The sequence below is a fragment of the Streptosporangium sp. CA-135522 genome (assembly GCF_050949235.1).
Classification (GTDB): domain Bacteria; phylum Actinomycetota; class Actinomycetes; order Streptosporangiales; family Streptosporangiaceae; genus Streptosporangium.
This window is the reverse complement of sequence record NZ_CP192026.1, coordinates 6,453,176-6,476,970: the sequence shown is the minus strand read 5'-3', so window position 1 is coordinate 6,476,970 and position 23,795 is coordinate 6,453,176. Positions and strand designations below refer to the sequence as shown.

Sequence of the window (23,795 nt, the reverse complement as noted above, 5' to 3'; positions counted from 1 at the left end):
CTCAGGAGGAGAGCGCGGCGGCCTCTTCCTCCTCGATCTGCCGGTTCCACTCCTTCTTGGTGGAGCGCCATGCCTCGTCGTCGCGGCCCAGGCGCCAATAGCCGGAGATGGACAGCTGCGACAGCGGGACGCCGCGCTCGGTTCGCAGGTGGCGGCGGAGCGACTTGACGAAGCCGGCCTCTCCGTGGACGAAGGCATGCAGGACGCCCTCGGGGAAGTCGAGTTCGCGCACGGCGGCGACCAGCGGCTCGCCGACCTGGGCGTCACCGCGGTGCAGCCAGACGATCTTCGCGTCCGCGGGGGAGTCGAGCGGCTGCTCCTCCTGCGGACCGGCCACCTCCAGGAGCACGCGGGCCTGGGCTCCGGCGGGCAGGCGTTCCAGTGCGGCGGCGATGGCGGGCAGCGCGCTCTCGTCGCCCGCCAGCAGGTGCCAGCCGGCCTGCGGGTCGGGGGCGTAGGCGCCGCCGGGGCCGAAGAAGTGGATCTCGTCGCCGGGCCGCACCCGGGCCGCCCAGGGGCCGGCGATCCCGCTGTCGCCGTGGTAGACGAAGTCGAGGGTCAGCTCGACCGTCTCCGGATCCCAGGCGCGGACGGTGTAGGTGCGGGTGGTGGGCCACTGGTCGCGGGGCAGGTCGCGCTGGATCGCCTCCAGATCGAACGGCTCCGGGTAGGTGACCCCGTGCGGGGGGAACAGGAGTTTGACGTAGTGGTCGGTGAACTCGCCCGCGTCGAACCCGGCGAGCCCGTCACCGCCGAGCACGATCCGGATCATGTGCGGGGTGAGCCGTTCCACCCGTTTGACCTCGCCGCGAGTCGTCTTGCGTACGGGCCTGCCCTCTGCCATGTGCAACTCCCGATCAACTCATCTTAGGTAGACCTAAGTCGTAGCATACGGTCATCGTGACGGTCCGTCCCGGTGGTCGCGAGCGCTTTCGCGCGGCCGGGCGGCCATCTAAAAATCTACTTTGTAAAGGACGCGGCCGAGGTGAACCCGGGACGGTGTGATCCACCCGGCCGGCACGTTCAGCGCTGCAGAGCCACCTGGCGGATCAGGTCGGCCACCCGGACGATCCCCATGCAGCGGCCGACCTCGTCCACGACGACCAGGTCGTCGTAGACGCGCTCGGCGTCACGCCCGGCGACCTGCATGGCGGCGATGGCGGGAGTGGTCTTGGGGACCGTGCGGGCGGTGTCCGCCAGCCGCCTGGCGGGCTTCTTGCCGTGCAGGGCGTGGCCGAACCGGCTGGCGATGGACAGCAGGAAGCGGCTGCGGTCGAGGCTGCCCTTCGGGCGCTGGTACTCGTCGACCAGGATCACGCTGGTGATGGAGGGCTCGCTGCCGAAGGCGCCGACCGCCTCCTCGGCGGTGGCCTCGTGGGGGAGGGTCACCGCGGGCAGGAGGAACTCCTGGACGCGGGGACCGAGGAGGGCCTGCGCCGGCTCCCGCGTGACGACCGGGAGCGGCACGTGGACCCGGCCCGAGGGGCCCGGGACGAGCAGCGGGCCCTGCGCCAGCCGTACTCCCCAGTTCCGGACCGCGGTGAGCTGCGCCTCCCCGGTCACGCCCGGGGCCAGCACGTGGGCGCCGACCTCCCGGGCCAGCCTGGCCAGGGACTCGGCGAGCGCCGCGCGGCGCGGGTCGTGGGGGATGCGCGCCATGAGTTCGGGGGAGAGCACCGCGAGGTACGGCGCCGCGTCGGTGAGCAGGTCCATCGGGATGTGACCGGCCCCGAGGTCTCCCACCGCGATCAGGTAGCCGATGGCGCGCAGCCCGTCCAGCCCGGTGATCAGGGCCCGGCGCTCGGCCTCGGAGAAGCCGCCCCGGAGCATGAGGATCACCTCGCGCGGACGCCGCCCGGACACGCGCAGCGCCTCGTGGAGCGGCGCCAGCGCGGCCGAACCGCCGATCACCGCCTCCGCCGGCAGGCTGAGCACCAGCGGCAGCAGAAGCTCGCTCCTGGCGGCGCCGAGGAGCGTTGCGGCGAGGGAGGCGACGCTGCCGCGGTGGTCGCCGACCGCCTGGAGGGCGACGACGCCTCCCGTGTCGAGGTCGACGATCGGGGTGATGTCCACGGTGGCCGCTGCGGAGGCCGGATGGAGGTGCGTTCGACTCGACACGTACTGAGAATGAACCACTCTCAGCAATGGCATAAGCCACGTTCGGTGATGTTCACCGATATTTCGCTGTTCGTTGAGCCGGCCACTAGCCCGCCACGAGCCCGTCACGAGGGGGCGGGGAGGGGGCCGGGGGCGCGCGGGGACCACCCGCTAGTGTCCCGTTCCATGACGTCACGACCTGCCAAGGGAGGAGGGCGCTGGGTCTCGGTCGGGCCCGAGCGCCTCGGACGCTGGGTGGACGGGTTCGTCGAACGGCACGGGCCGCCGACCGTGACGGCGACCGGCGAGGCGGTGCGGCTGCGGGGCGCCGACGGCGCGGTGGCCGAGTGTCAGGTCCCGTTCCCGCCGCTGACCTCCTCCGGAGGCGGCCCGCTGGCGCGCCTGATCACCCACGCGCGCAGGGAGCGCCGGATCGGCGTGCTGCTGGTACGGCTCGGCGGCCACGCCGCCGGGATCTTCCAGGGCGACGAGCTCGTCTCCTCCAAGGTCGGGTCGCGGCAGGTCCACGGCCGCAGCGCGGCGGGCGGCTGGTCGCAGCAGCGCTTCGCCCGCCGCAGGGAGAAACAGGTCGACCAGGCGCACGACGCGGCCGCGGAGGTGGCGCTGCGGGTCCTCGCCCCGCACGTGGCCGAGTTGGAGGCGGTGATCCTGGGCGGCGACCGGCGCGCGGTGGACGCCCTGCGGCCCGACCGCAGGCTCGCCCCGGTCTTCGCGCTGGAGACCGAGCCCTTCCTGGCGGTGCCCGATCCCCGGCTGGCCGTGCTCCGCGAGACCCCCGCCCTGTTCAGAGCGGTCCGCATCAAGGTGATCGACCCCGGTTAATCAGGGGGAATCGGCAATGGGCGCGCCGTACACTGATCGGTATGCGCACTTCCGACTGACGCCGCCCCGATGAGGCGAGACGGCCGAATCGAGAGCCGGAAGACAGGGCGCGGCGGGTTCGGCCACAGCGAGGTGAGCCTGTTTATTTCCACTCTGGGAGTGTTCTCCAACCATGATCGTAGCTTCTGAAATCGAACTGCGCGCCGGAGCCCGGCTGCTCATCGAGGGCGCGTCGTTCCGGGTGAACCCCGGTGACAAGATCGGGCTGGTCGGCCGTAACGGTGCCGGCAAGACCACCCTGACCAGGGTGCTCGCGGGTGAGGGCGTGCCCGCCGCGGGCACCGTCTCCACCACCGGCGCCGTCGGATATCTCCCCCAGGACCCGCGCACCGGTGACCTGCAGGTGCTCGCCCGCGACCGGATCCTGTCCGCGCGCGGGCTGGACGAGGTGCTGCGCGACCTGCGCGAGGCCGAGGTCGGCATGGCGTCCGACGACGTGCGCACGAGAGACCGCGCGGTGCGCGCCTACGGGCGGCTGGAGGATCGGCTGCACGTCCTGGGCGGATACGCCGCCGAGTCGGAGGCGGCCTCGATCGCCTCCAGTCTCGGACTGCCCGATCGGGTGCTGGGTCAGCCGCTGGAGACCCTCTCGGGAGGCCAGCGCAGGCGGGTGGAGCTGGCCCGGATCCTCTTCAGCGGGGCGGAGACTCTCCTTCTTGACGAGCCGACAAACCACCTCGATGCAGACTCAATTGGGTGGCTTCGTGATTTTTTACGATCCCATCAGGGCGGCTTGATCATTATTAGCCATGACGTCGGCCTTCTTGAAGCGACGGTAAACAGGGTTCTCCACCTGGACGCCAACCGCGCGACGATCGACACCTACAACGTCGGCTGGAAGACCTATCTGGCCCAGCGGGAGACCGACGAGAAGCGCAGGAAGCGCGAGCGCGCCAACGCCGAGAAGCAGGCCTCGGTGCTGATGTCGCAGGCCGACAAGATGCGGGCCAAGGCCACCAAGGCCAAGGCGGCGCAGGACATGCAGCGCCGCGCCGAGCGCCTGCTGTCCGGCCTGGAGGTGGAGCGGCGCAGCGACAAGGTCGCCAAGCTGCGCTTCCCCGAGCCCGCGCCGTGCGGGCGCACCCCGATCGCCGCGGAGGGCCTGTCGAAGTCCTACGGCTCGCTGGAGGTCTTCAGCGATGTGGACGCGGCCGTCGACAAGGGGACCAGGGTCGTCATCCTGGGTCTGAACGGCGCGGGCAAGACCACCTTGCTGCGCATCCTGGGCGGCATCGAGCGGCCCGACGCCGGCTCCGTCAAGCCCGGCCACGGGCTCAAGCTGGGCTACTACGCCCAGGAGCACGAGACGATCGACCCGGATCGGACGATCCTGGAGAACATGCGCTCGGCCGGGGGAATGCTCCCCGACGTCGAGCTCCGCAAGGTCCTGGGCTCGTTCCTGTTCACCGGAGACGACGTGGACAAGCCCGCCCGAGTGCTCTCCGGAGGGGAGAAGACCCGGCTCGCCCTGGCCACCCTGGTGCTGTCCGCGGCCAACGTCCTGCTCCTCGACGAGCCCACCAACAACCTCGATCCGGCCAGCCGGGAACAGGTTCTTTCAGCACTAAGGTCCTATTCTGGGGCGATTGTGCTCGTCACGCACGATGAGGGTGCTGTCGAGGCTCTACAACCAGATAGGGTGATCTTGCTGCCTGACGGAGTTGAAGACGCTTGGAGCGACGAATTTTCCGATCTTGTGGCACTTGCCTGATCTTAATTTGAGCGGGTACGGATCTTTTCCCATGGAGTAGGTAGCCGATCTCGCTGAAATGACTGATCATGGCGTGAGTAACGCTGCGGAAGTCTGGCACTACAGGAGGTACTCGTGGCCGAGACCCTTAAGAAAGGCACCCGGGTGACCGGGGCCGATCGCGACAAACTGGCCGCCGATCTAAAGAAGCGCTACAGCGCGGGTGAAAGCATCCGGGCGCTGGCCGCTTCGACCGGCCGGTCGTACGGCTTCATCCACCGCATCCTGAGCGAGTCCGGTGTGACTCTGCGCGGGCGCGGCGGCGCTACCCGAGGCAAGTCGAAGCGCTGACCCCGCCTCGGAACGCGCGTCCGCAGCCGCTCGTCCCCATGCTGAGACGTCCCGCCCGAGCCTGTAGAACCTCATTCTAGAGAATCGATAGGCTCGGGCGAGACGGAAGACAACAGGTGGGAGAGCGGGCTATGACGGAAGTGGCGTTCGGGGGGAGGGCGGAGAAGATCTCCCTCGAGGAGGTCGGTCTGCGCTTCGAGGTGGACGGCGAGATCGCGACGATCACGCTGGACCGGCCGGACAAGAGGAACGCACAGACGTTCGCGACCTGGTCGGCGCTGGCTCAGATCGGTGACACCCTGCCGCAGCAGGTGAGAGTCGTCGTGATCAGAGGTGAGGGGCCGTCCTTCTCGGCAGGAATCGACCTGCGGATGTTCACCCCCGAGGGGGTTCCCGGTCAGGGCTCGTTCGCGGCCTCCGCGACACTCGACAGCTCGACCTTCGAGCAGCGGATAGCGCAGGCACAACAGGGTTTCCTGTGGCTGCGACGTCCCGACATCGTCTCGATCGCGGCCGTTCAAGGGCATGCGATCGGTGCTGGATTCCAACTTGCGCTCGCCTGCGACCTGAGGGTCCTCGCCGACGACGCCAAGTTGTGCATGAAGGAGCCCGCACTCGGACTGGTTCCCGATCTGACCGGCACCAAGCCGCTGGTCGAGCTCGTGGGCCTGTCCCGCGCCATCGAGATCTGCCTCACGGCCCGCACCGTGGGAGCGGAAGAGGCGGCCAGGCTCGGCCTGGCCGAACTGGTCGTCGCACCACAGGAGCTGGCGGGAGCCGTGGCGGACCTGACCGCCGCGCTCCTGGCCACCAACCGGGACGCGGCCGCGGCGACCAAGCGGCTGCTCCAGGGCGCCCCCGGACGGACGCTGGAAGAACAGTGCGCCGCAGAACGACGCGAGCAGGTCGTGCGGATCAAGTCACTGTTCGCCGGAAGCTGACGGGGGAATGAAGGTGCCTCTCCCGGTGCTCGCACCGGGAGAGGAGGCCGGATGGCGATGATGGGTGGGGGCTTCGGCCCGCAGATGATGCGCTCGCTGCGGCGTGACAGTTCAGTGACGAAGGAACGTCTCACGCCGGGCACGGTCAGGCGTATCGCGCGATACGCGCGGCCGTTCTCGCGGCACATATCGGCCTTCCTGACGCTCGTCGTGGTCGGCTCGGGCATCGTGATCGCCAACCCGCTGCTGATGAAGGCGATCATCGACGACGGGATCGTCCCGAAGCGGCCCGGCGTGGTGGTCACCCTCGCGGTGGTCATCGCGGTCCTGGCGGTGGCCGACGCGGCGCTCACCCTGGCCCAGCGCTGGTTCTCGGCGCGGATCGGCGAGGGTCTCATCTACAACCTGCGCACCGAGGTCTTCGACCACGTGCAGCGGATGCCCGTGGCGTTCTTCATGCGGACCCAGACCGGTGCCCTGGTCTCCCGGCTCAACAGCGACGTGATCGGCGCCCAGCGGGCGCTGACCAGCACGCTGTCCTCCGTCGTGTCCAACGTGGTCATGCTCGTGCTCGTGCTGGGCGCCATGCTCGTGCTGTCCTGGCAGATCACTCTCGTCGCCCTCGTGCTGCTGCCGATCTTCATCTTCCCGGCCAAGTGGGTCGGCAGGAAGATGTCCGGCCTCACCCGCGAGCAGATGGAGCTCGACGCCGAGATGAGCTCCATGATGACCGAGCGATTCAACGTCGCGGGTGCGATGGTCGCCAAGCTCTACGGCCGGCCCGAGGAGGAGGCCGTCGCCTTCGGCCGCAGGGCCGGGAGGGTGCGCGACGTCGGCGTCACCGTCGGGATGTACGGCACGGTCTTCCGGGTCGCGCTCGGCCTGGTCGCCGCACTGGCCACCGCCCTGGTCTACGGCGGGGGCGGCCTGCTGGCCGTCGGCGACGTCTTCGAACTCGGCACCCTCGTCGCCCTCGCCGCCCTCCTGATGCGCCTGTACGGCCCGCTGACGAGCCTGTCCAACGTGCACGTCGACGTGATGACCGCGCTGGTCAGCTTCGATCGCGTCTTCGAGGTGCTCGACCTCAAGCCGATGGTCGCGGAACGGCCCGACGCCCGGCCGGTCCCCGCCGGCGCGGCCACCATCGAGTTCGACGACGTCCGGTTCGGATACCCGGCGGCTTCCGAGGTGTCGCTGGCCTCACTGGAGTCGGTGGCCCGTCCCGACACCGGACCCGGCCAGGAGGTGCTGCGCGGGATCACCTTCACCGCCCGGCCGGGCGAGATGATCGCGCTGGTCGGCCACTCGGGCGCGGGCAAGACGACCCTCACGAGCCTGGTCTCCCGCCTCTACGACGTCGGCGAGGGCGCGGTCCGGATCAACGGCCTCGACGTGCGCGAGGCCACCCTCGACTCCCTGCGCGAGAGCGTGGGCGTGGTCATGCAGGACGCTCACCTGTTCCACGACACCATCGGCGCCAACCTCTCCTACGCCAGGCCCGGCGCCACCGAGGAGGAGATCTGGGAGGCGCTGCGCGCCGCGCAGATCTCCGAGCTGGTCGAAGGGCTGCCCGAGGGGCTGCAGACCGTGGTGGGCGACCGGGGCTACCGGCTGTCCGGCGGTGAGAAGCAGCGCCTGGCCCTGGCCAGGTTGCTGCTCAAGAGCCCCCGGGTGGTCGTGCTCGACGAGGCCACCGCTCACCTGGACTCCGAGTCCGAGGCCGCGGTCCAGCAGGCGCTGAAGACCGCGCTGGCCGGGCGGACCTCACTGGTCATCGCGCACCGGCTGTCCACGATCCGCGAGGCGGACCAGATCCTGGTGATCCAGGACGGCCGCGTCGCGGAGCGGGGCCGTCACGAGGAACTGCTCGCCAAGGGCACGCTCTACGCCGAGCTCTACCGCACCCAGTTCAGCTCGGAGTCGTGATCCCGGCCGATCACCGGTAGCCCAGCCTGCCGAGCTCCTCGCGGGCGACCTTCTCCACCAGTTCGGCGTCCTGCCCCCGCAGCCGGGTGCGCCAGGCGCCCACCTTCGGCACGCTCCTGCCGTACATGGCGACTCTGGGAACCCGCGTCTCCAAGAAGGCCGACAGCCCCTCCAGCGCCTCGGCGGGGGAGGAGACCAGGTCCTCGTAGCGCAGCGTCAGCAGCTGCTCGCGGGGCAGCTCCTTGTGGAGGCCGGCCGACAACCGGACCGCGCTGCGCCAGCGCAACGCGCACTTGCCGGCCGTGGGCATCGCCTTCCACCGGTCGCGGTGCTCGGCGGAGTTGACGCCGAGGAACGGGTTGGGAAACTCCGTCTCCTCGCTCAGCATGACCGGCTTGAACCAGGACAGGGCCGCCGGATCGGCCAGCATGTCGGCGGCCACGTCGCGGCCGTCCCTGATCAGCTGGACGAACCGGGCGTCGGGGAAGGCCTGCAGCAGCACCGAGGCGCTGTAGATCAGGTCGGGGGTGGCGTCGCCGAACCGGGCCACGGCGCCCACGGCCGCGCACGGACCGTCCCCGATCACGCCTCCCGCCTCCCGGCACGGGGCCGAGCAGTCACGGCACGCGCCCGGAAGGATCTGCCAGGCCTCGGCCATGGCGTCACGGAGCACACGGGTGGCGCCCATGCCCCGGGCGGCGATGGACGGGCGCCGGGCGAAGGCGTAGACGACGTGGGCCACCGAGGGGCGCCCCATCGTGAGGTGGAAGCCGGGGGAACGCTTCAGGGCACGGGCAAGCAGGTCCGCGCCGGAGTGAGGGGCGGCGAGCACGAACACCGGCTGGCGGACCTTGATCCCGTTGACCACGAGGATGTGGGTCGGAGGTCGCATATGTGAGCCCAGTGTGGCACCGTTTGGGAGGTGAACGAACCGGTCACGTCCATTCCAGTCCACCCAGAAGGCGTGATCGTCCCGCCCCCGATCCGTCCCGGCGACACGGTCGCGGTGGTCACCCCTTGCGGGCCTCCCGATCCGGTACGGCTGGTGCGCGGCGTCCGCGTCCTCGAAGAACTGGGCCTGAAGGTCGTCACCGGCGCTCACGTGCGCGAGCGCGAGCGCTACCTGGCCGGATCCGACGCCGGCCGGGCCGCCGACCTGCAGGAGGCCTGGTGCGACCCCGCGGTGAGCGCGGTGATCTGCGCCCGGGGCGGCTACGGCGCCACCCGGATCCTCGACCTGCTCGACTGGGACGCCATGCGGGCCGCCGGACCCAAGACGCTGGTCGGCTCCAGCGACGTCACCGCGCTGCACCGGGCGTTCGCCGTCGAGCTCGGCGTCGCCTCCTGGTTCGGGCCCATGCCCGCCTGCGCCACGATCAGCGATCCCGGCGGTCCCGAGCCCCGCACCTTCGCCGGCTTCACCCAGGCCCTGTCCGGCGTCCAGGCTCCCGTCGCCGGCGACCGCGTGATCGTCGCGGGCGAGGTCGTCGCGCCGCTCACGGGCGGCAACCTCAGCCTGCTCGCCGCGCTGTGCGGCACGCCGTACCAGCTGCGGGCGCGCGGGCAGATCGTGTTGTTGGAAGACGTCGCCGAGGAGCCCTACCGCATCGACCGGATGCTCACCCAGTTGCTCCAGTCGGGTTCACTGGAAGGGGTTGCCGGGTTTGTCCTGGGGTCGTGGGAGAACTGCGGTGACCCCTATCCGACACTGGAAGAGAGGCTCGTACCGTTCGGGGTGCCGGTGATCGCCGGACTTCCGGTGGGCCACGGGTCGCCACAGTTCAGTGTGCAGCTAGGGGCACTTGGTGCTATTGATGCACAATCGTGCTCTCTGGTCGGCGCAACCATCGTGCCCGTGAAGGCAGTCTAGGTGCGGACCTAGGAGGAAACCGGCAGAAGGGATGCGTGCATGAGGCTGTTTCGGCGGCGTCGTGACCGGCAGACCGACCGGCATCGTGACCGGCAGGCCGACAGGCCACCGCGCCCGGTCGAGGAAGTGGACCTCGACTCCCTGCTCGCGCTGGTCGCCGACACCCTCGGCTACGCCTGCTCCTTCGCCCCCGACGGCGGCACGCTGACGTTGTCGGGCCCCCGCCGGATCATGGTACGGCTGAGCGGCCTGCGCGCGGAGGCGCGGCGGCGCTCGCGGGAAGACTGGCCGATGCTCGTCTCCGAGCACCTCTCGCACGTTCTGGCCACGGCGGACGAGCCGTTCGACGCCTGCGACCTGACCCGGGTCGGCGTGCTGCTACGGACCCGGGCCCGGCCCGCCGACGAGCTGGGAGCCGACCGGGTGGTCGGCCGCCATCTCAGCACCGATCTGGTCGAGATCCTCACCGTCGGGTACGGCGCCGCCGCCCGCCCGGTCCGCCCCGAGGAGGCCGGCTGCTGGCCGATCACCGCGGCCCGGGCACTGGAGCTGGCCGCGGACAACATCGGCGACGACGAGCCCCTCTCGGTCACCGAGGCCGATCTCGGCGGCGTGGCGATCCGGCGGCTGAACGGCGCCGCCCCGAACGCCGCCGCCCACCTGCGCCGGCTGGGCGACTACCTGCCCGTCCCCGCCGACGGCGTGCTCGTCGCGCTGCCCGACCCCGCCACCATGGTCGTTCACCCGGTCGAGGGCATCGGGGTGGTCCGCGCGATCGAGCGGATGCGGCTGTTCGCCCAGCGGGAGTTCGACCGGGGGGACGGCGCGCTCAGCCCACAGGTCTACTGGTGGCACGGCGACCGGCTCGTCCTGATACGAGCCGACCTGGTCAGCCAGGAGGGGCAGACCCGGCTGGTGGTCGCTCCGCCTCCGGAGTTCGCCCGCGTCCTGGCCGCCCTGGCGGTCCGCCCCGACGGCGGGCCGGGCCGGGCCTGACGGCCTCTCACGGGCGGCGGTTCACCGGCGCGGCTCACGGGCGGTTCATGGACAGTGCTTCACGGACGGCGTCTCAGTCCTGCGTCACCGCACTCAGCGCGCGGGCCGTGTGGATCAGCGGGACGTGGCTGAAGGCCTGCGGGAAGTTGCCGACCATGCGCCCGTAGCGGGGGTCGTACTCCTCGGCGAGCAGTCCCACGTCGTTGCGCAGGGACAGCAGCCGCTCGAACAGCTCGACGGCCTCGTCCCTGCGGCCGATCATCGCCAGCGCGTCGGCCAGCCAGAAGCTGCACGCCAGGAAGGCGCCCTCGCCTCCGGGCAGGCCGTCCACGTCGTTGTCGGAGGCCACCGGGTAGCGCAGCACGAAACCGTCGACCATCAGCTCGCGCTGGATCGCCTCCACCGTGCCGATCACACGCGGGTCGTCCGGGGGCAGGAACCCGACGATCGGGATCAGCAGCAGGGAGGCGTCCAGCTCCTTCGAGCCGTACGACTGGGTGAAGGTCCCGCGCGCCTGGTCGAAGGCCTTCTCGCAGATCTCGGCGTGGATGCGATCACGCAGCTCCTTCCAGCGCTCCACCGGGCCGGTCCGGTCGAAGCTCTCCACCTGCTTGACCGCCCGGTCCAGAGCGACCCAGCACATCATCTTGGAGTGGGTGAAGTGCCGGCGTGGGCCCCGGACCTCCCACAGGCCCTCGTCGGGCTCGTCCCAGTGGGCCTCCACGTAGGAGACGAGCTCGCGCTGGATGGTCCAGGCCCGCTCGTCCGGCTCCATGCCCGAAACGCGGGACAGGTACAGGGCGTTCATCACCTCCCCGTAGACGTCGAGCTGGAGCTGGTTGACCGCGCCGTTGCCGATCCGGACCGGCCGGGACTCCTCGAAGCCGGGCAGCCAGTCGAGCTCCAGCTCCGTCAGCCGGCGTTCCCCGGACACGCTGTACATGATCTGCAGGTCCTGGGCGCGGCCCGCGATCGCCCGCAGCAGCCACGTCCTCCAGGCGCGAGCCTCGCCCAGGTAGCCGCCGCCGATCAGGGCCTCCAGCGTCATCGTGGCGTCGCGCAGCCAGCAGAAGCGGTAGTCCCAGTTGCGGACTCCGCCGAGGTCTTCGGGCAGCGAGGTGGTGGGGGCGGCGACGATGCCCCCGGTGGGCTCGTAGGTGAGCGCCTTGAGCGTGATGAGGGAGCGCACCACGGCCTCGCGCCAGGGGCCCTGGTAGGTGCACTGCCCGGCCCATTCGGCCCACAGCGCCTCGGTCTCGGCCAGCTGCTCGAAGGGGTCGATCTCGATCGGCTTGGACTCGTGTGAGGGATGCCAGGTGAACACGAAGGCCAAGCGGTCGCCCGCGGAGACCTGGAACCTCGCCTTGTGCGCGTAGTCGCCGCCCTGCAGGGGAACGGGCGAGTACAGCCATGCCGAGTCGGGGCCGCCCACGGCCTGCAGCATGCCGTCGGTGCGGCGTACCCAGGGCACGATCCGGCCGTAGTCGAAGCGGATGCGGATCTCGGTGGCCATCTCCACCGTTCCCGACACGCCCTCCACGATCCTGACCAGGTCGGGGTTGGTCTGCCGGGCGGGCATGAAGTCGATCACCCGGACCGTGCCGCCCGGAGTCTCCCACTCGCTCTCCAGGATCAGGGACTCTCCCCGGTAGCGCCGTCGGGTGGCGGCGGACCGCCCGGCGTCCGCGGGCCCGAGCCACCACTGCCCGTTCTGCTTGTCGCCGAGCAGCGCCGCGAAGCAGGCCGGCGAGTCGAACCTGGGCAGGCACAGCCAGTCGATGGCCCCGTTCCGTCCGATCAGGGCGGCTGACTGCATGTCTCCGACGAGAGCGTAATCCTCGATCCGCATGTGCTCGACGCTAGCGCTTCCGCGGACCGTCCGATCAGCCCTTGGGACGCATCCGGGGCATGAAGAACTGGGTCAGCGGCCCGATCGCGAGGGCGAACACCACGGTGCCGACCCCAACGGTGCCGCCGAGCAGCCAGCCGACGGCCAGTACCGTGACCTCGATGACCGTGCGGGCCACGCGGATGGACAGGCCGAGGCGGTTGAGACCGGTCATCAGCCCGTCACGCGGGCCGGGGCCGAGGCCCGCGCCGATGTAGAGGCCGGTCGCCGCGCCCGTGGCGACGACGCCGAGCAGCAGGTAGGCCCAGCGGGCGATCAGCTGGTCCGGGGTCGGGGCCAGCCACATGGCCGCGTCGGCGAAAAGTCCGAGGAAGACGACGTTGCTGATGGTGCCGATCCCCGGCCGCTGCTTGAGCGGGATCCACAACAGCATGACCAGGGCCCCCACCAGGATGATCCAGGTGCCGATCGACAGACCCATGTGGATGGACAGGCCCTGATGGAAGACGTCCCAGGGGCTGCCGCCGAGGTGCGACTCGATCTGCAGGCCGATCCCGACGCCGTAGAGCGCCAGCCCCGCGTAGAGACGGGAGAGACGGTTGGGAAGGGAACCGAGGGTGGGAAGGGAAACTTCGCTCATAGTGGCCTTAATCATTCAGGCCACTGGCCTCCGCTAAAAGGTCCAATCATGAAAAGTGGCTTTATAGTGGGCGGCATGGAACGGTACCTGAGCGGACCCCAGCTCGCCCGGCTCGTGGCGCTCGACCCCGGCACCAGGCCGTACTACAGCGCGCTGGCCCAGGCCGTGCGGTCGCTGATCCTCGACGGCCGGCTGCCCCTGCGGATGCGCGTCCCGGCCGAGCGGCACTTCGCCGAGGCCCTGGGGGTCAGCCGCACCACCGTGACCGCCGCCTACGACCGGCTCCGCGAGCAGGGCTATCTGGAGAGCAGGCAGGGTGCCGGAAGCTGGACCGCGCTGCCCGCCCCCGGTTCGATGGGCGCGGAGAACCCGTGGGTCGCCTCCGGCGACGACGGATTGCTGCCACTGCACGCCGCCGCCCCGCTCGCGGTCTCGACGCTTCCCTCGGCGATCGCCTTCGCCGCCGAGCAATACCCGCGCCACGGGCTCGGCATCGGCTACGACCCGGTCGGGATCGCGCCGCTGCGCCAGGCGATCGCCGAGCGCTACACCGCGCGGGGACTGGCCACCAGGCCCGAGCAGATCCTGGTGACCACGGGCGCCCAGCAGGCGCTCTACCTGCTGACCGCGATGCTGCTCACGCCGGGCGACGCGATGCTGATGGAGTCGCCCACCTACCCGCACGCGATGGACATGGCGAGGATGCGCGGCGCCCGGATCGTCCCGGTCGGCATTCTTGACGGCGGCTGGCATCTGGACCTGCTCACCTGCGCGATGCGCCAGTCGGCCGCCCGGCTCGCCTATGTGATCCCCGACTTCCAGAACCCGACCGGCCACCTGATGGACGACGCCATGCGAGCCGCCCTGGTCGGCGCCGCCAGGCAGTACGGCACCACGCTGATCGTGGACGAGTCCTGGTGCGAGCTGGCGATCGACGAGGCGCCGGGGGCGGCCCCGCTGGCCGCGTTCGACATCGACGGACGGGTGATCAGCGTCGGGTCGGCGTCCAAGCTGTGGTGGGGCGGCCTGCGCATCGGCTGGATCCGTACCACCGCCGCCATGGTCCGCCGCCTGGCCGTGCTCCGCGCGGGCGTGGACATCGCCAGCCCGCTGTTCGAGCAACTGGTGGTGACCCGGCTGTTCGAGGACATCGAACAGGCCCGGGCCGAGCGCCGCCGCACCCTGCGCGCCTCCAGGGACGCCCTGGCGGCGGCGTTGAGGGCGCGGCTGCCCGACTGGAGCTTCACCGTGCCCAAGGGCGGTGGCTCGCTCTGGGTGCGCCTGCCGGACCCGTCGGCCACCGCCCTGGCCGACGCGGCGAGCTGCCACGGGGTACGGCTCGCGCCCGGCCCCTGGTTCGGCGTGGACGGCACGCTGGAAGGCCGCCTGCGCCTGCCCTTCACCCAGCCGCCGCAGGTCCTCATCGAGGCGGTGGACCGCATCGCCGAGGCCAGGCTCACCGGGCCCTACGGTGCCCGTCCCGCCCAGCCGCTCACCCCCGCGCTCTGAGTCACCCCCCGCGCGCCGGGACCCGCGTTGTGGTGCCTACTCCGAGGTGACGCCCCGGGCCAGGGGCGCGCGCAGCCGTAGCCGCATGGCCATGATGCGCAGCACGAAGGCGAACACGGCGGCGGCCAGCGTGGCCGGCCAGCCGTGCAGATCGTAGGTGTAGAGCACGGCCATGACCGCCGAGCCGAGCATGGCGGGCACCGCGTAGAGCTGGCGGTCGTAGAGCAGGTTCGGGATCTGGCCGGCGAGGATGTCGCGCAGGATGCCGCCGCCGACCGCCGTGGTGACGCCGAGCAGGGCCGCGTGCAGCGGGCTGAGCCCGAAGTTCAGCGCCTTCTCGGTGCCGACCGCGCAGAACAGGCCCAGGCCCGCCGCGTCGAGCACGTCCACCGCGGGCATCACCCGCTGCACGTGCGGATGCCAGAAGAACACGATCACCGTGGCGGCGACCGGCACGAGCACGTAGCCGGTGCTGGAGAAGGCGGCGGGCCGCACGTTGAGGATCAGGTCGCGCAGGATCCCGCCGCCCAGCGCCGTCATCTCGGCCAGCACGGCCATGCCCACCACGTCCAGCCGCTTGCGGACGCCCACGAGGGCGCCGGAGAGTGCGAAGACGAAGATTCCGACGAGGTCGAGCACCTGATTCACGAGTAAATCATCCCATGACCGGCTCTATGTGATTCACATTCAACGGGGCGGAGGACCTGCCACCGCGTTGTCGTGGTGCTCGCGCATCATGGCACGGAGCCGGCCGACGAACGCGAGCAGGATCAGGCCGGCCACGATGGCGATCGCCGCGAGCGTCAGGAAGTAGGCGGGGTCCGACATGTAGTTCTTCAGCCGGGCGGTCTGCCCGCCCACGGCGTCGCCCACCGAGACGGCGATGAACCACACCCCCAGCATCTGCCCCTTGAAGGCCTGGGGGGCGAGTTTGGAGGTGACCGACAGCCCGACGGGGCTCAGGGACAGCTCGCCGAAGACCTGGACGAGGTAGACCAGCACCAGCCACCACACCGAGATCTTCGCGTGCTCCGCCAGCCTGGCGGCCAGGGCCATGACCACGAAGCTCAGTCCGATCATGAACAGCGCGAAGGCGAACTTCTGCGGAGCGGTCACCCGGTTGCCCAGCTTGATCCAGAGCGCGGCGAAGACCGGCACGAAGATCATGATGAACAGCGGGTTGAACGACTGCGTGGTCGCTGACGTGATCCGGACGCCGAACAGCGACAGATCGGTCCTGTCCTCGGCGAAGAACAGCAGCACGGTCGGGGCCAGGTCGTAGATCATCCAGAAGATGGCGGCGGCGATGAACAGCCAGATGTAGGCCTTCAGCCGAATCCGCTCGTCTTCGGTCAGGCTGTGGCTGCCGAACAGCACGTAGGCGAAGTAGACCACCGGGACCACGACGATGATCACCGTCACCACGAGTGCGAAGGTGTCGAGGTCGAAGGTGCCGGAGGCCACCCAGGCGGCCAGGGCGACGGCGACCGCGACGACGCCGGCCAGCAGCGACAGGACGAAGTGCCGGTGCTCGCGCGGGGTCAGCCGGTGGCCGGGCTCCTCGCCCACCCCCCTGAGGTGGGGCCTGCCCAGCACGTACTGGATGAGGCCCAGCGCCATGCCGACCGCCGCCGCGCCGAAGCCCAGATGCCACCGGTTGCCGGCGGCCAGCCAGCCGACGACGATGGGCGCGATGAAGGCGCCGAGGTTGATGCCGAGGTAGAAGATGGAAAAGCCCGCGTCCCTGCGGGCGTCGTCGTCCTCCGGGTAGAGCTTGCCGACCATCGCCGAGATGTTCGGCTTCAGCAGTCCGGTTCCGACGATGATGAGAAGCAGGCCGAGCGCGACGAAGGCGCCCGTCCTGGCGGGGACGGCCATGCTGATGTGACCGCACATGATGACGAAACCGCCCCACAGCACCGCCCTGCGGGCGCCGAGGACGCGGTCGGCCACCCAGCCGCCGGGCAGCGCCACGAGATAGATGAGGGCGCCGTAGATGCCGACGATGGCGGTGGCGGTCTGCTGCGACAGGCCGAGGCCGCCCATGACGGGGGAGGCGGCCATGAAGGTGGCCAGGATGGCTCGCAGGCCGTACCAGCTGAAGCGCTCCCACATCTCGGTGCCGAAGAGCGTGGCCAGGCCCCGCGGATGTCCGAAGAAGGTCTTCTCGCGAGTGCCCGTCGTCGATGTCATGTGGCCCTCCGGCGTCAACATGTGATCGAAACCTAACTCTACGTACGCCCTGTGTCCGGGTGATGAGGGAGGTTGTGCATTGCGGTCGCTGTTCTCACTTCCAGGGTCTTGTTCGGAGGGAAGACCGTGTGGTGCGATGCATGCCACTCATGCAAGTGAGCACTTTCAGGAGGCGCGTCATGGCCGGTGTCCTTGAAGAGCGTGCGGCGATCGAGCAGGAGATCGCGGGCCGTACTGTTTGCATGCAATTGAGAGAGACGGCCGAGCGATATCCCGATGCTCCGGCCTATTCCGACCCCGTTGACGGGGGCTGGAGCACCCTGACCTACGCCGAGGCCCGGCAGCGGATCCTGGAGATCGCCGCCGGTTTCGTCGCCCTAGGGCTGCAGCCGGGCGAGGCGGTCGCGTTGATGATGGTCAACCGCGGCGAACACGTCCTGGCCGACCTGGGCGCGGTGCACGCGGGAGGCGTGTCGTGTTCGGTCTACTCCACCTTCGCCCCGGACCAGGTGGCCTTCGTCGCCGGCGACGTCGGCGCGAAGATCGCGGTGCTGGGCGGTCCCGCCGAACTGGCCAGGTGGGAGCCGGTGCTGGACGAGCTCCCCGGGCTCAGCAGGGTCATCGTGCTGGAGGGCGCCCCGGCCGGTGATCGATTCCTCGGCTGGGACGACTTCCTGGCCCTGGGCCGCGAGCGGCTGGCCGCCGATCCCGTCTCGATCGACGCCCGCTGGCAGGCCGTGGCCGCCGACGACACCCTGACCGTGCTGTACACCTCGGGCACCACCGGCAACCCCAAGGGCGTGCCGCTGACCCACGCCAACGTCTTCTTCGAGGTCGCGGCCACCAGCCGGATGGTCTCGCTGCCCGAACGGGGCACCCAGATCTCCTACCTCACCTACGCGCACATCGCCGAGCGGGTGCTCAGCCTCTACCTGCCGTTGTTCAAGGTCTCCCACACCCATTTCTGCACCGACCCGGCCCAGCTCGGCGCCACCCTCGGTCAGGTCAAGCCGGTGCTGTTCTTCGGCGTGCCACGGGTCTGGGAGAAGATGCAGGCCCGCCTGCAGGCGCTGCTGTCCACCCAGCCTCAGGAGCAGCAGGAGAGCGTGCACAACGCCATGGCCGCCGGTCTCGCCTACGTCGAGGCCGGCGAATACGGGCGGACGCCCTCGCCCGAGGTCCGGGCCGCCTACGAGCAGGCCGACACCGCACTGCTGTCGATCATCCGCTCGATGATCGGCTTCGACAACGCGGTCTGGCTGGCCAGCGCCGCCGCGCCGATGCCGCTGGAGGTCCAGCGCTTCTTCGCCGGTCTCGGCATGCGTGTGCTCGACGTGTACGGCATGACCGAGACGACGGGTGCCTTCACCGCCAACTCCCCGCAGTGCTACAAGCTCGGCACCGTCGGCCAGGCAGGGCCGGGCGTCGAGATCCGCATCGCCGAGGACGGGGAGATCGTCACCCGCAGTCCCGCCAACGCCCGCGGCTACCTGAACCGGCCGGAGGCGACCGCCGAGCTGCTGGACGAGGACGGCTGGCTGCACACCGGCGACGTGGGCTCCATCGACGAGGACGGCTTCGTCCGCATCGTCGACCGCAAGAAGGAGCTCATCATCACCTCCGGCGGTGAGAACATCTCCCCGGCCAACATCGAGAACTACCTCAAGGAGCACCCCCTCGTCGGGCAGGCCCTCGCCTACGGCGACCGCAGGCCGTATCCGGTGGCGATCCTCACTCTCGACGGCGAGGTGGCGCCCGGCTGGGCGCAGGGCCGAGGCATCGAGTTCACCACCCTGGCCGAGCTCGCCGAGCACCCCGACGTCCTCAAGGTCGTCGAGGCCGCGGTGGCCGCGGCCAACGACAAGCTCGCCCGCGTCCAGCAGGTCAAGCGCTGGCGCCTGCTGCCGGTGGAGTGGACGGCCGAGACCGAGGAGCTCACGCCGAGCCTGAAGCTCAAGCGCCGGATCATTCACGCCAAGTACGCCGAAATCATCGACGCCATGTACGAAAGCTGACCTTCCTGTGCGACTCGCGCGGGAGGCGCCCGTCCCCTCGCCGGGGGCGGGTGCCTCCCGCGCCGCGCAGGCGGCGTCTTGCCCAATCGGACACGTGTCGTCTCCTCGGTCATTACCGGCTGGTTCCTAGCGTCCTGTCCATGAGTATGAGAGTCCTTCTCCCAGTCCTGGTGGCGGGCGTCACCGCCGCGCCGACCGGCGCCCTGGCCCTGCCGGCGCAGGACGAGCCGCCCGTGGCCGCCGCCGGGGGGCCGGCGATCCGCTCCATAACCGTGACCCCCGAGGCCCCGGTGGTCGGGCCGACCGGCACGGTGCGTCTGGTGGTCGAGGTGGTCGCCCGCGGCGTCGTCGGCCCGGACACGATGACGGTCCAGGTCGAGCCGGGTGCGCCCCCCGGATCCGGCGCCGAACCCGACCGAGGCAATGATCTCGAGCCCGGTCCCGGTCCGGAGGAGGGCCAGATCCCCGTGTCGCCCGCTCTGACGTTCGCCCCCGCCGGGAGGACGGCCGGGCCGGTTCCCGCCGTCACCGGCCTCCCCCTCCTCGAACGCGAGCCCGGGGCGGCGGCGGGGCGCGCCCCGCACGCCGGACGGAGCTGGGAGACCTGGCGCTTTCGGCCGGACAGGAAGCTGAGCCGCTGGTACCCCGCCGGGCGCTGGACCGTCGCCGCGACGGCCAGGGGGGCGAACGGCGAAACGGTCACCGGATACGCCGGGTTCCAGCTGAGGCGCGAGACGAGGTTCAGCGCCGTCCAAGCGGTCAGGAAGGGGACGGAGGTGGAGGTCAGAGGCGTGCTGAACCGGGTTGACCCGCAGGGATACCTGGACTACGCCCCCTTCCCCGGCCAGACCGTCGAGATCCTGCACCGGACGGGGGAGGAGGAGAAGTGGACCAAGACGGCCGAGGCCACGACCGACCTCCAGGGCCACTTCGTCCAGAACGTGACCGGCTACCAGGACGGCGAATGGCGTGCCCGCTTCACGGAGACGGGACGCTACGCCGCCGGGCGCAGCCGCGTCCACGAAGCCGCCCCTCAGTAGGCCCCGGCCGTCAGGCCAGCGCGTGCACCGCCGCCCCGAACAGGGTGGGCATCCGCCAGGCCGCCGGGACGATCAGCCGCGCCGCCGCCCGGTGCCGGCGGGTCTCCAGCAGGGCCCCGGTGAGCAGCCGGTGACGCCGCGACAGCCTCAGCCAGGCACTCTCGTACGACTGCGGGGCACCGGCCCGCAGACAGCGCACCAGGGCCTGCGCGGACAGCAGCGCGAGCGAGACCCCCTCGCCGGTGAGGGCGTCGGTGTATCCGGCCGCGTCACCGACCAGCAGGACGCGCCCGGCGACCCGGGCGCGCACCCGCTGGCGCAGCGGTCCGGCGCCGCGCACCGGAGTCGCGGCCGGTCCCTCCAGACGGGCCATGAGAGCGGGGAAGTCCGCCAGATGTTCCCGATAGCCCCGGCGCCGGGAGCTCAGTACGGCCACGCCGACGAGGTCGTCGCCCACCGGGGTCACGTACGCCTCGCCGTCCACGGCCCAGTGGACCTCGACGAAGTCCGTCCACGGCGCGACCCGGTAGTGCCGCCGCAGGCCGTAGCGGCGTGGACGGCGGTCGGGCAGCTCCAGCCCGAGCCGGGCGCGCAGCGGGGAGTGCAGGCCGTCGGCGGCCACCAGCCAGCGGGCCCGCAGCCCCGCCGCCTCGACCTCGTCGTGGCCCTGCCGTACCCCGTCCACCTTGCCGGGGACGATCTCCACTCCCAGCTCGGCCGCCCGCCGGGACAGCGCCGTGTGCAACGCGGTGCGCCGCACACCCAGCCCGGAGCCGTCGCGGAAGGCGGCCTGCACCTGGCGCCGGCCGTCCAGGTAGCGGATGCCCCGCAGCGCCCGGCCCCGCACCGGCACACCCAGCGACTGCAGCGCGGCGACGCCGCTGGGCATCAGGCCTTCGCCGCACGCCTTGTCCACCGGGGTGGATCGGGGCTCGACGACGACCGCCTCCATCCCGGCCAGCGCCGCGTGGATGGCGGTGGCCAGGCCCGCCGGTCCGCCGCCGGCGATCAGGACGTCGATCACGTCGCCACCCGCCCGGGTGGAACCGGGGCGAGCGAGGCCAGGGCGGCCTCCTCGCATCGGATCCGCACCACCATCAGCGCCGCGTTGAGCACGGTGAAGGTCACCGCGGTGATCCAGGCGCCGTGCACCAGTGGCAGCGCCGCGCCCTCCACGGCCACCGCCACGTAGTTGGGATGGCGCAGCCGGTGCAGGCGGTAGGGGCCGCTCGTCACCGGCGGCAGGCCGGGCACCACGATCACCTGGGTGTTCCAGCGACGTCCCAGCGCGGCGATGCACCACCAGCGCAGCCCCTGCGCGGCGGCCACCAGGGCGAGCATGGGCCAGCCGAGCGCCGGGACGAAGGGCCGGTCGGCCAGGCCCGTCTCCAGCAGGCACCCGGCCAGCAGACCGGTGTGCAGGGCGACCATCCACGGGTAGTGGCCGCGCCCGGAGACCACTCCGCCCCGGGCCAGGCTCCAGCGCGCGTTACGGCGCGCGATGACCAGCTCGGCGAGGCGCTCGACCCCGACGAGCAGCACGAGCAGCAGATACCACGACGACAGATGTCCCGGCATCGGCCCCTACCAGCGCAGCAGGACGAGTTCGGAGCAGAAACCGGGCCCCATCGCGATGAGCAGCCCCGGCGTGCCCGGCGGCGGGGGCCGCAGGGCGAGGGTGTCACGCAGGACGCGCAGCACGGATGAGGAGGACAGGTTGCCGACCTCGGCCAGCGAGCGCCAGGTGAGGTCCAGCGCGCCGTCCGGCAGCCGGAGCGTCTCGGCGACGGCCTCCAGCACCTTCGGGCCGCCCGGATGGCACACCCAGGCCGTCACGTCCCGCCTCGTCAGGCCGTGATCGGCGAGGAAGCCGTCCACATCGTCGGCCAGATAGGTGCGCACCACCTCCGGGACGCTCGCGTCGAGCACCACCTGAAAGCCCGTGTCTCGCACCTCCCACCCCATCACGCCCTCGGAACCGGGATACAGGTGACCACGGGTGGCCACCACCGACGGGCCCGCCACCTCGGCCGGCCGCCCCTCGCCGCAGGCCACCACGGCCGTCGCCCCGTCGCCGAACAGCGCGCCGGCGACCAGGTTGGCGGTGGAGGGGTCACCGCGCTGCAGGGTCAGCGAGCACAGCTCGACCGACAGCAGGACGGCCACGTGGTCCGGCCATCCGCGCAGGTAGTCGTGGAGGCGGGAGATTCCGGCGGCCCCCGCCACGCAACCGAGCCCGAAGACCGGCACCCGTTTGACGTCGGGGCGCATCCCGAGCCGGCCGGCCAGCCTCGCGTCCACCGAAGGCGCCGCGATGCCGGTCACCGAGGTGAACATGATCATGTCCACGTCCTCCGGCGTGAGCCCGGCCGCCTCCAGCGCGCCGCCGACCGCCTCGGTGCCCAGGGCGACGGCGGAGTCGATGAAGACGTCGTTGGCCATCCCGAAGCCGTCGAGCTTGCCGTACTGGTCGAGAGGCAGCGCCAGATGGCGGGACTCGACCCCGGCGGCGGCGTGCAACCGGTCCAGCAACCGGCGGTCGGCGCCCTCGGGCAGGCATATCCGCGCGAACGCGTCGGTGATCTCGGCCTGGGAGTGGCGATTGGGCGGAAGCGCGCCGTGTACGGCGGCGATTCGCGTCATGTGATGGTTACCCCCCGACGGCGAACAGCGGACATCTGCCTCCTGCCCATCTGCGCGTGCGGCATACCTCACCGGAGCCGAGCCGCCTACGATCGGTCGAATGACGACCAGCGGGCATGCGCGCCGGGATCGGAACCGGCTTCGGGGGCGGCGGTCCGTGCCGTCCGTCGTCTCGGGACTGGCGCGTGCCTGCCACCCCGGGCCCACCGCGGCGGTCACCGTCCTGGTGACCGCGCTGGCCGTGGCGAGCGGGCGGGACGCGGCGGGATGCGTCCTGGTGGCCGCCGCCGTGCTGACCGGCCAGCTGTCCATCGGCTGGTGCAACGACGCGGTGGACGCCGGGCGGGACGCCGCGGCGGGCCGCGGCGGCAAGCCGGTCGCCGAGGGCACGGTGGACGTCCGGACGGTGTGGATCGCGGCGGTCGCCGCCCTGGCGCTGTGCGTGCCCCTGTCCCTCGCCTCGGGGCCGGCGGCCGGGGCGATCCACCTCGCCGGCGTCGCCGCGGCCTGGGCCTACGACCTGTGGTTGAAGGCCACGGTGCTGTCGTGGGTGCCCTACGTGGTGGGATTCGGCGCGTTGCCGCCGTTCGTGACGCTCGGGTTGCCGGGCCGCCCGTGGCCCTCGTGGTGGGCCGTGCTCGCCGCGGCCCTCCTCGGCTGCGGTGCGCACCTGGCCAACGTGCTGCCCGACATCCCGTCGGATCTCGCCACCGGGGTCCGCGGCTGGCCGCAACGGCTCGGCCCCGCCCGCGTCCGGATTCTGGTCCCGCTGCCGTTGCTGCTGGCGACCGGGCTGCTGGTCTTCGGCCCGTCACAACCGCCCGGCGCGGGCGGCTGGACGGCGCTCGTCGGAGCCGGATCCTTCGTCCTGGGCGGGCTGCTGCTGGGAAGGCGATTCCCGAAGGCCCCCTTCGCGGCGGCCATCGCCGTCGCGGCGGTCGCCGTCGTGCTGCTGCTGGCCCGGGGCGGCGGGATCGCCGCGCCGTGAGCCGCCGGGTTCGCACACCTCGTGATCTCACGGGGATCCCGCCCTCGTCGGAGGCGTAGGCGGCGAAGAACCGCGCCGTCGCCTCGACCTTGGGGTCCTCACCCGTCAAGGCCCGAGCCGCTCCGGCCGGATGGATCACGATGT

General features: G+C 71.2%; 21 protein-coding genes. 11 read left to right on the top strand and 10 right to left on the bottom strand.

Going from position 1 to position 23,795, the window contains the following annotated elements; all coding sequences use genetic code 11:
* Position 1 precedes the first annotated feature (1 nt).
* Together ACQPYK_RS30920 and ACQPYK_RS30915 are read right to left on the bottom strand one after the other, a co-directional pair.
* Positions 2 to 844: a siderophore-interacting protein gene (locus tag ACQPYK_RS30920; protein ID WP_433238512.1), complete on the bottom strand. Its 843-nt coding sequence runs from the start codon at positions 842 to 844 to the stop codon at positions 2 to 4.
* Positions 845 to 1,023: 179 nt separating this feature from the next.
* Entirely contained in the window at positions 1,024 to 2,118 is a 1,095-nt protein-coding gene (locus tag ACQPYK_RS30915; protein ID WP_433238509.1) for an EAL domain-containing protein, read from the bottom strand.
* Between the two features lie 165 nt (positions 2,119 to 2,283).
* Here ACQPYK_RS30915 and ACQPYK_RS30910 point away from each other — a divergent pair, with 165 nt between their 5' ends.
* The 5 genes from ACQPYK_RS30910 to ACQPYK_RS30890 all read left to right on the top strand — a co-directional run bounded on the left by ACQPYK_RS30910 (position 2,284) and on the right by ACQPYK_RS30890 (position 7,908).
* The gene (locus ACQPYK_RS30910; protein ID WP_433238506.1) at positions 2,284 to 2,940 is read left to right on the top strand and encodes an acVLRF1 family peptidyl-tRNA hydrolase; all 657 of its coding nucleotides are present in this window, start codon (positions 2,284 to 2,286) and stop codon (positions 2,938 to 2,940) included.
* A 172-nt stretch (positions 2,941 to 3,112) separates the two neighbouring features.
* The gene (locus tag ACQPYK_RS30905) at positions 3,113 to 4,711 is read left to right on the top strand and encodes an ABC-F family ATP-binding cassette domain-containing protein (RefSeq protein ID WP_433238503.1); all 1,599 of its coding nucleotides are present in this window, start codon (positions 3,113 to 3,115) and stop codon (positions 4,709 to 4,711) included.
* A gap of 114 nt (positions 4,712 to 4,825) precedes the next feature.
* A complete protein-coding gene (locus tag ACQPYK_RS30900) occupies positions 4,826 to 5,041 on the top strand; it encodes a helix-turn-helix domain-containing protein (RefSeq protein WP_012892441.1) in 216 nt (71 codons plus the stop codon).
* Between the two features lie 131 nt (positions 5,042 to 5,172).
* Positions 5,173 to 5,982 (top strand): enoyl-CoA hydratase/isomerase family protein, encoded by an 810-nt coding sequence (locus ACQPYK_RS30895; protein ID WP_433238499.1) that lies wholly within the window; start codon positions 5,173 to 5,175, stop codon positions 5,980 to 5,982.
* Between the two features lie 51 nt (positions 5,983 to 6,033).
* Entirely contained in the window at positions 6,034 to 7,908 is a 1,875-nt protein-coding gene (locus ACQPYK_RS30890; protein WP_433238496.1) for an ABC transporter ATP-binding protein, read from the top strand.
* Between the two features lie 10 nt (positions 7,909 to 7,918).
* Here ACQPYK_RS30890 and ACQPYK_RS30885 read toward each other — a convergent pair whose 3' ends face one another.
* Positions 7,919 to 8,800 (bottom strand): sulfotransferase family protein, encoded by an 882-nt coding sequence (locus tag ACQPYK_RS30885; RefSeq protein ID WP_433238493.1) that lies wholly within the window; start codon positions 8,798 to 8,800, stop codon positions 7,919 to 7,921.
* A gap of 30 nt (positions 8,801 to 8,830) precedes the next feature.
* Between ACQPYK_RS30885 and ACQPYK_RS30880 the strand changes: the two genes are divergently transcribed.
* Positions 8,831 to 9,778 carry a S66 peptidase family protein gene (locus ACQPYK_RS30880; protein ID WP_433238490.1) on the top strand — a complete coding sequence of 316 codons (948 nt, stop codon included), beginning with the start codon at positions 8,831 to 8,833 and terminating at the stop codon, positions 9,776 to 9,778.
* A gap of 39 nt (positions 9,779 to 9,817) precedes the next feature.
* Positions 9,818 to 10,774: a hypothetical protein gene (locus ACQPYK_RS30875; RefSeq protein ID WP_433238487.1), complete on the top strand. Its 957-nt coding sequence runs from the start codon at positions 9,818 to 9,820 to the stop codon at positions 10,772 to 10,774.
* A gap of 73 nt (positions 10,775 to 10,847) precedes the next feature.
* Here the strand turns inward: ACQPYK_RS30875 and ACQPYK_RS30870 are convergent, their stop codons facing one another.
* Positions 10,848 to 12,623 (bottom strand): glycoside hydrolase family 15 protein, encoded by a 1,776-nt coding sequence (locus ACQPYK_RS30870; protein WP_433238485.1) that lies wholly within the window; start codon positions 12,621 to 12,623, stop codon positions 10,848 to 10,850.
* 34 nt (positions 12,624 to 12,657) lie between these two features.
* Complete coding sequence (locus ACQPYK_RS30865) at positions 12,658 to 13,263, bottom strand: YczE/YyaS/YitT family protein (RefSeq protein ID WP_433238482.1); 606 nt, start codon at positions 13,261 to 13,263, stop codon at positions 12,658 to 12,660.
* Between the two features lie 75 nt (positions 13,264 to 13,338).
* Here ACQPYK_RS30865 and ACQPYK_RS30860 point away from each other — a divergent pair, with 75 nt between their 5' ends.
* Positions 13,339 to 14,772, top strand: a complete 1,434-nt coding sequence (locus tag ACQPYK_RS30860; RefSeq protein ID WP_433238479.1) for a PLP-dependent aminotransferase family protein — start codon at positions 13,339 to 13,341, stop codon at positions 14,770 to 14,772.
* Between the two features lie 36 nt (positions 14,773 to 14,808).
* Here the strand turns inward: ACQPYK_RS30860 and ACQPYK_RS30855 are convergent, their stop codons facing one another.
* Both ACQPYK_RS30855 and ACQPYK_RS30850 read right to left on the bottom strand, forming a co-directional pair.
* Entirely contained in the window at positions 14,809 to 15,420 is a 612-nt protein-coding gene (locus ACQPYK_RS30855) for a trimeric intracellular cation channel family protein (protein WP_433238476.1), read from the bottom strand.
* A 39-nt stretch (positions 15,421 to 15,459) separates the two neighbouring features.
* Positions 15,460 to 16,965, bottom strand: coding sequence for a peptide MFS transporter (locus tag ACQPYK_RS30850; protein WP_433238473.1), 1,506 nt, complete (start codon positions 16,963 to 16,965; stop codon positions 15,460 to 15,462).
* A gap of 179 nt (positions 16,966 to 17,144) precedes the next feature.
* Here ACQPYK_RS30850 and ACQPYK_RS30845 point away from each other — a divergent pair, with 179 nt between their 5' ends.
* Entirely contained in the window at positions 17,145 to 18,980 is a 1,836-nt protein-coding gene (locus ACQPYK_RS30845) for an AMP-dependent synthetase/ligase (RefSeq protein WP_433238470.1), read from the top strand.
* A gap of 140 nt (positions 18,981 to 19,120) precedes the next feature.
* A complete protein-coding gene (locus ACQPYK_RS30840; RefSeq protein WP_433238467.1) occupies positions 19,121 to 20,020 on the top strand; it encodes a hypothetical protein in 900 nt (299 codons plus the stop codon).
* Positions 20,021 to 20,030: 10 nt separating this feature from the next.
* On the opposite strand, the gene ACQPYK_RS30835 is transcribed toward ACQPYK_RS30840, so the two are convergent.
* From ACQPYK_RS30835 to ACQPYK_RS30825, 3 genes are read right to left on the bottom strand one after another with little or no spacing between them, the layout of a single operon-like run.
* Positions 20,031 to 21,044 carry an NAD(P)/FAD-dependent oxidoreductase gene (locus ACQPYK_RS30835; RefSeq protein ID WP_433238464.1) on the bottom strand — a complete coding sequence of 338 codons (1,014 nt, stop codon included), beginning with the start codon at positions 21,042 to 21,044 and terminating at the stop codon, positions 20,031 to 20,033.
* Complete coding sequence (locus ACQPYK_RS30830) at positions 21,041 to 21,598, bottom strand: isoprenylcysteine carboxyl methyltransferase family protein (protein ID WP_433238461.1); 558 nt, start codon at positions 21,596 to 21,598, stop codon at positions 21,041 to 21,043. Before ACQPYK_RS30830 ends, ACQPYK_RS30835 begins: the two co-directional genes overlap by 4 nt.
* A 6-nt stretch (positions 21,599 to 21,604) precedes the next feature.
* Complete coding sequence (locus ACQPYK_RS30825; protein ID WP_433238458.1) at positions 21,605 to 22,663, bottom strand: type III polyketide synthase; 1,059 nt, start codon at positions 22,661 to 22,663, stop codon at positions 21,605 to 21,607.
* 100 nt (positions 22,664 to 22,763) lie between these two features.
* Here ACQPYK_RS30825 and ACQPYK_RS30820 point away from each other — a divergent pair, with 100 nt between their 5' ends.
* Positions 22,764 to 23,651, top strand: a complete 888-nt coding sequence (locus ACQPYK_RS30820; protein ID WP_433238455.1) for a UbiA family prenyltransferase — start codon at positions 22,764 to 22,766, stop codon at positions 23,649 to 23,651.
* The last annotated feature ends 144 nt before the right edge of the window (positions 23,652 to 23,795 follow it).

Excerpts from the sequence above, each read along its gene's own strand:
- ACQPYK_RS30825 (WP_433238458.1), bottom strand. The coding sequence starts at position 22,663 with ATGACGCGAATCGCCGCCGTACACGGCGCGCTTCCGCCCAATCGCCAC.
- ACQPYK_RS30830 (WP_433238461.1), bottom strand. The coding sequence starts at position 21,598 with ATGCCGGGACATCTGTCGTCGTGGTATCTGCTGCTCGTGCTGCTCGTC.
- ACQPYK_RS30865 (WP_433238482.1), bottom strand. The coding sequence starts at position 13,263 with ATGAGCGAAGTTTCCCTTCCCACCCTCGGTTCCCTTCCCAACCGTCTC.
- ACQPYK_RS30850 (WP_433238473.1), bottom strand. The coding sequence starts at position 16,965 with ATGACATCGACGACGGGCACTCGCGAGAAGACCTTCTTCGGACATCCG.
- ACQPYK_RS30910 (WP_433238506.1), top strand. The coding sequence starts at position 2,284 with ATGACGTCACGACCTGCCAAGGGAGGAGGGCGCTGGGTCTCGGTCGGG.
- ACQPYK_RS30895 (WP_433238499.1), top strand. The coding sequence starts at position 5,173 with ATGACGGAAGTGGCGTTCGGGGGGAGGGCGGAGAAGATCTCCCTCGAG.
- ACQPYK_RS30840 (WP_433238467.1), top strand. The coding sequence starts at position 19,121 with ATGAGTATGAGAGTCCTTCTCCCAGTCCTGGTGGCGGGCGTCACCGCC.
- ACQPYK_RS30885 (WP_433238493.1), bottom strand. The coding sequence starts at position 8,800 with ATGCGACCTCCGACCCACATCCTCGTGGTCAACGGGATCAAGGTCCGC.
- ACQPYK_RS30890 (WP_433238496.1), top strand. The coding sequence starts at position 6,034 with ATGGCGATGATGGGTGGGGGCTTCGGCCCGCAGATGATGCGCTCGCTG.
- ACQPYK_RS30860 (WP_433238479.1), top strand. The coding sequence starts at position 13,339 with ATGGAACGGTACCTGAGCGGACCCCAGCTCGCCCGGCTCGTGGCGCTC.
- ACQPYK_RS30875 (WP_433238487.1), top strand. The coding sequence starts at position 9,818 with ATGAGGCTGTTTCGGCGGCGTCGTGACCGGCAGACCGACCGGCATCGT.
- ACQPYK_RS30820 (WP_433238455.1), top strand. The coding sequence starts at position 22,764 with ATGACGACCAGCGGGCATGCGCGCCGGGATCGGAACCGGCTTCGGGGG.
- ACQPYK_RS30920 (WP_433238512.1), bottom strand. The coding sequence starts at position 844 with ATGGCAGAGGGCAGGCCCGTACGCAAGACGACTCGCGGCGAGGTCAAA.
- ACQPYK_RS30845 (WP_433238470.1), top strand. The coding sequence starts at position 17,145 with ATGGCCGGTGTCCTTGAAGAGCGTGCGGCGATCGAGCAGGAGATCGCG.
- ACQPYK_RS30905 (WP_433238503.1), top strand. The coding sequence starts at position 3,113 with ATGATCGTAGCTTCTGAAATCGAACTGCGCGCCGGAGCCCGGCTGCTC.
- ACQPYK_RS30870 (WP_433238485.1), bottom strand. The coding sequence starts at position 12,623 with ATGCGGATCGAGGATTACGCTCTCGTCGGAGACATGCAGTCAGCCGCC.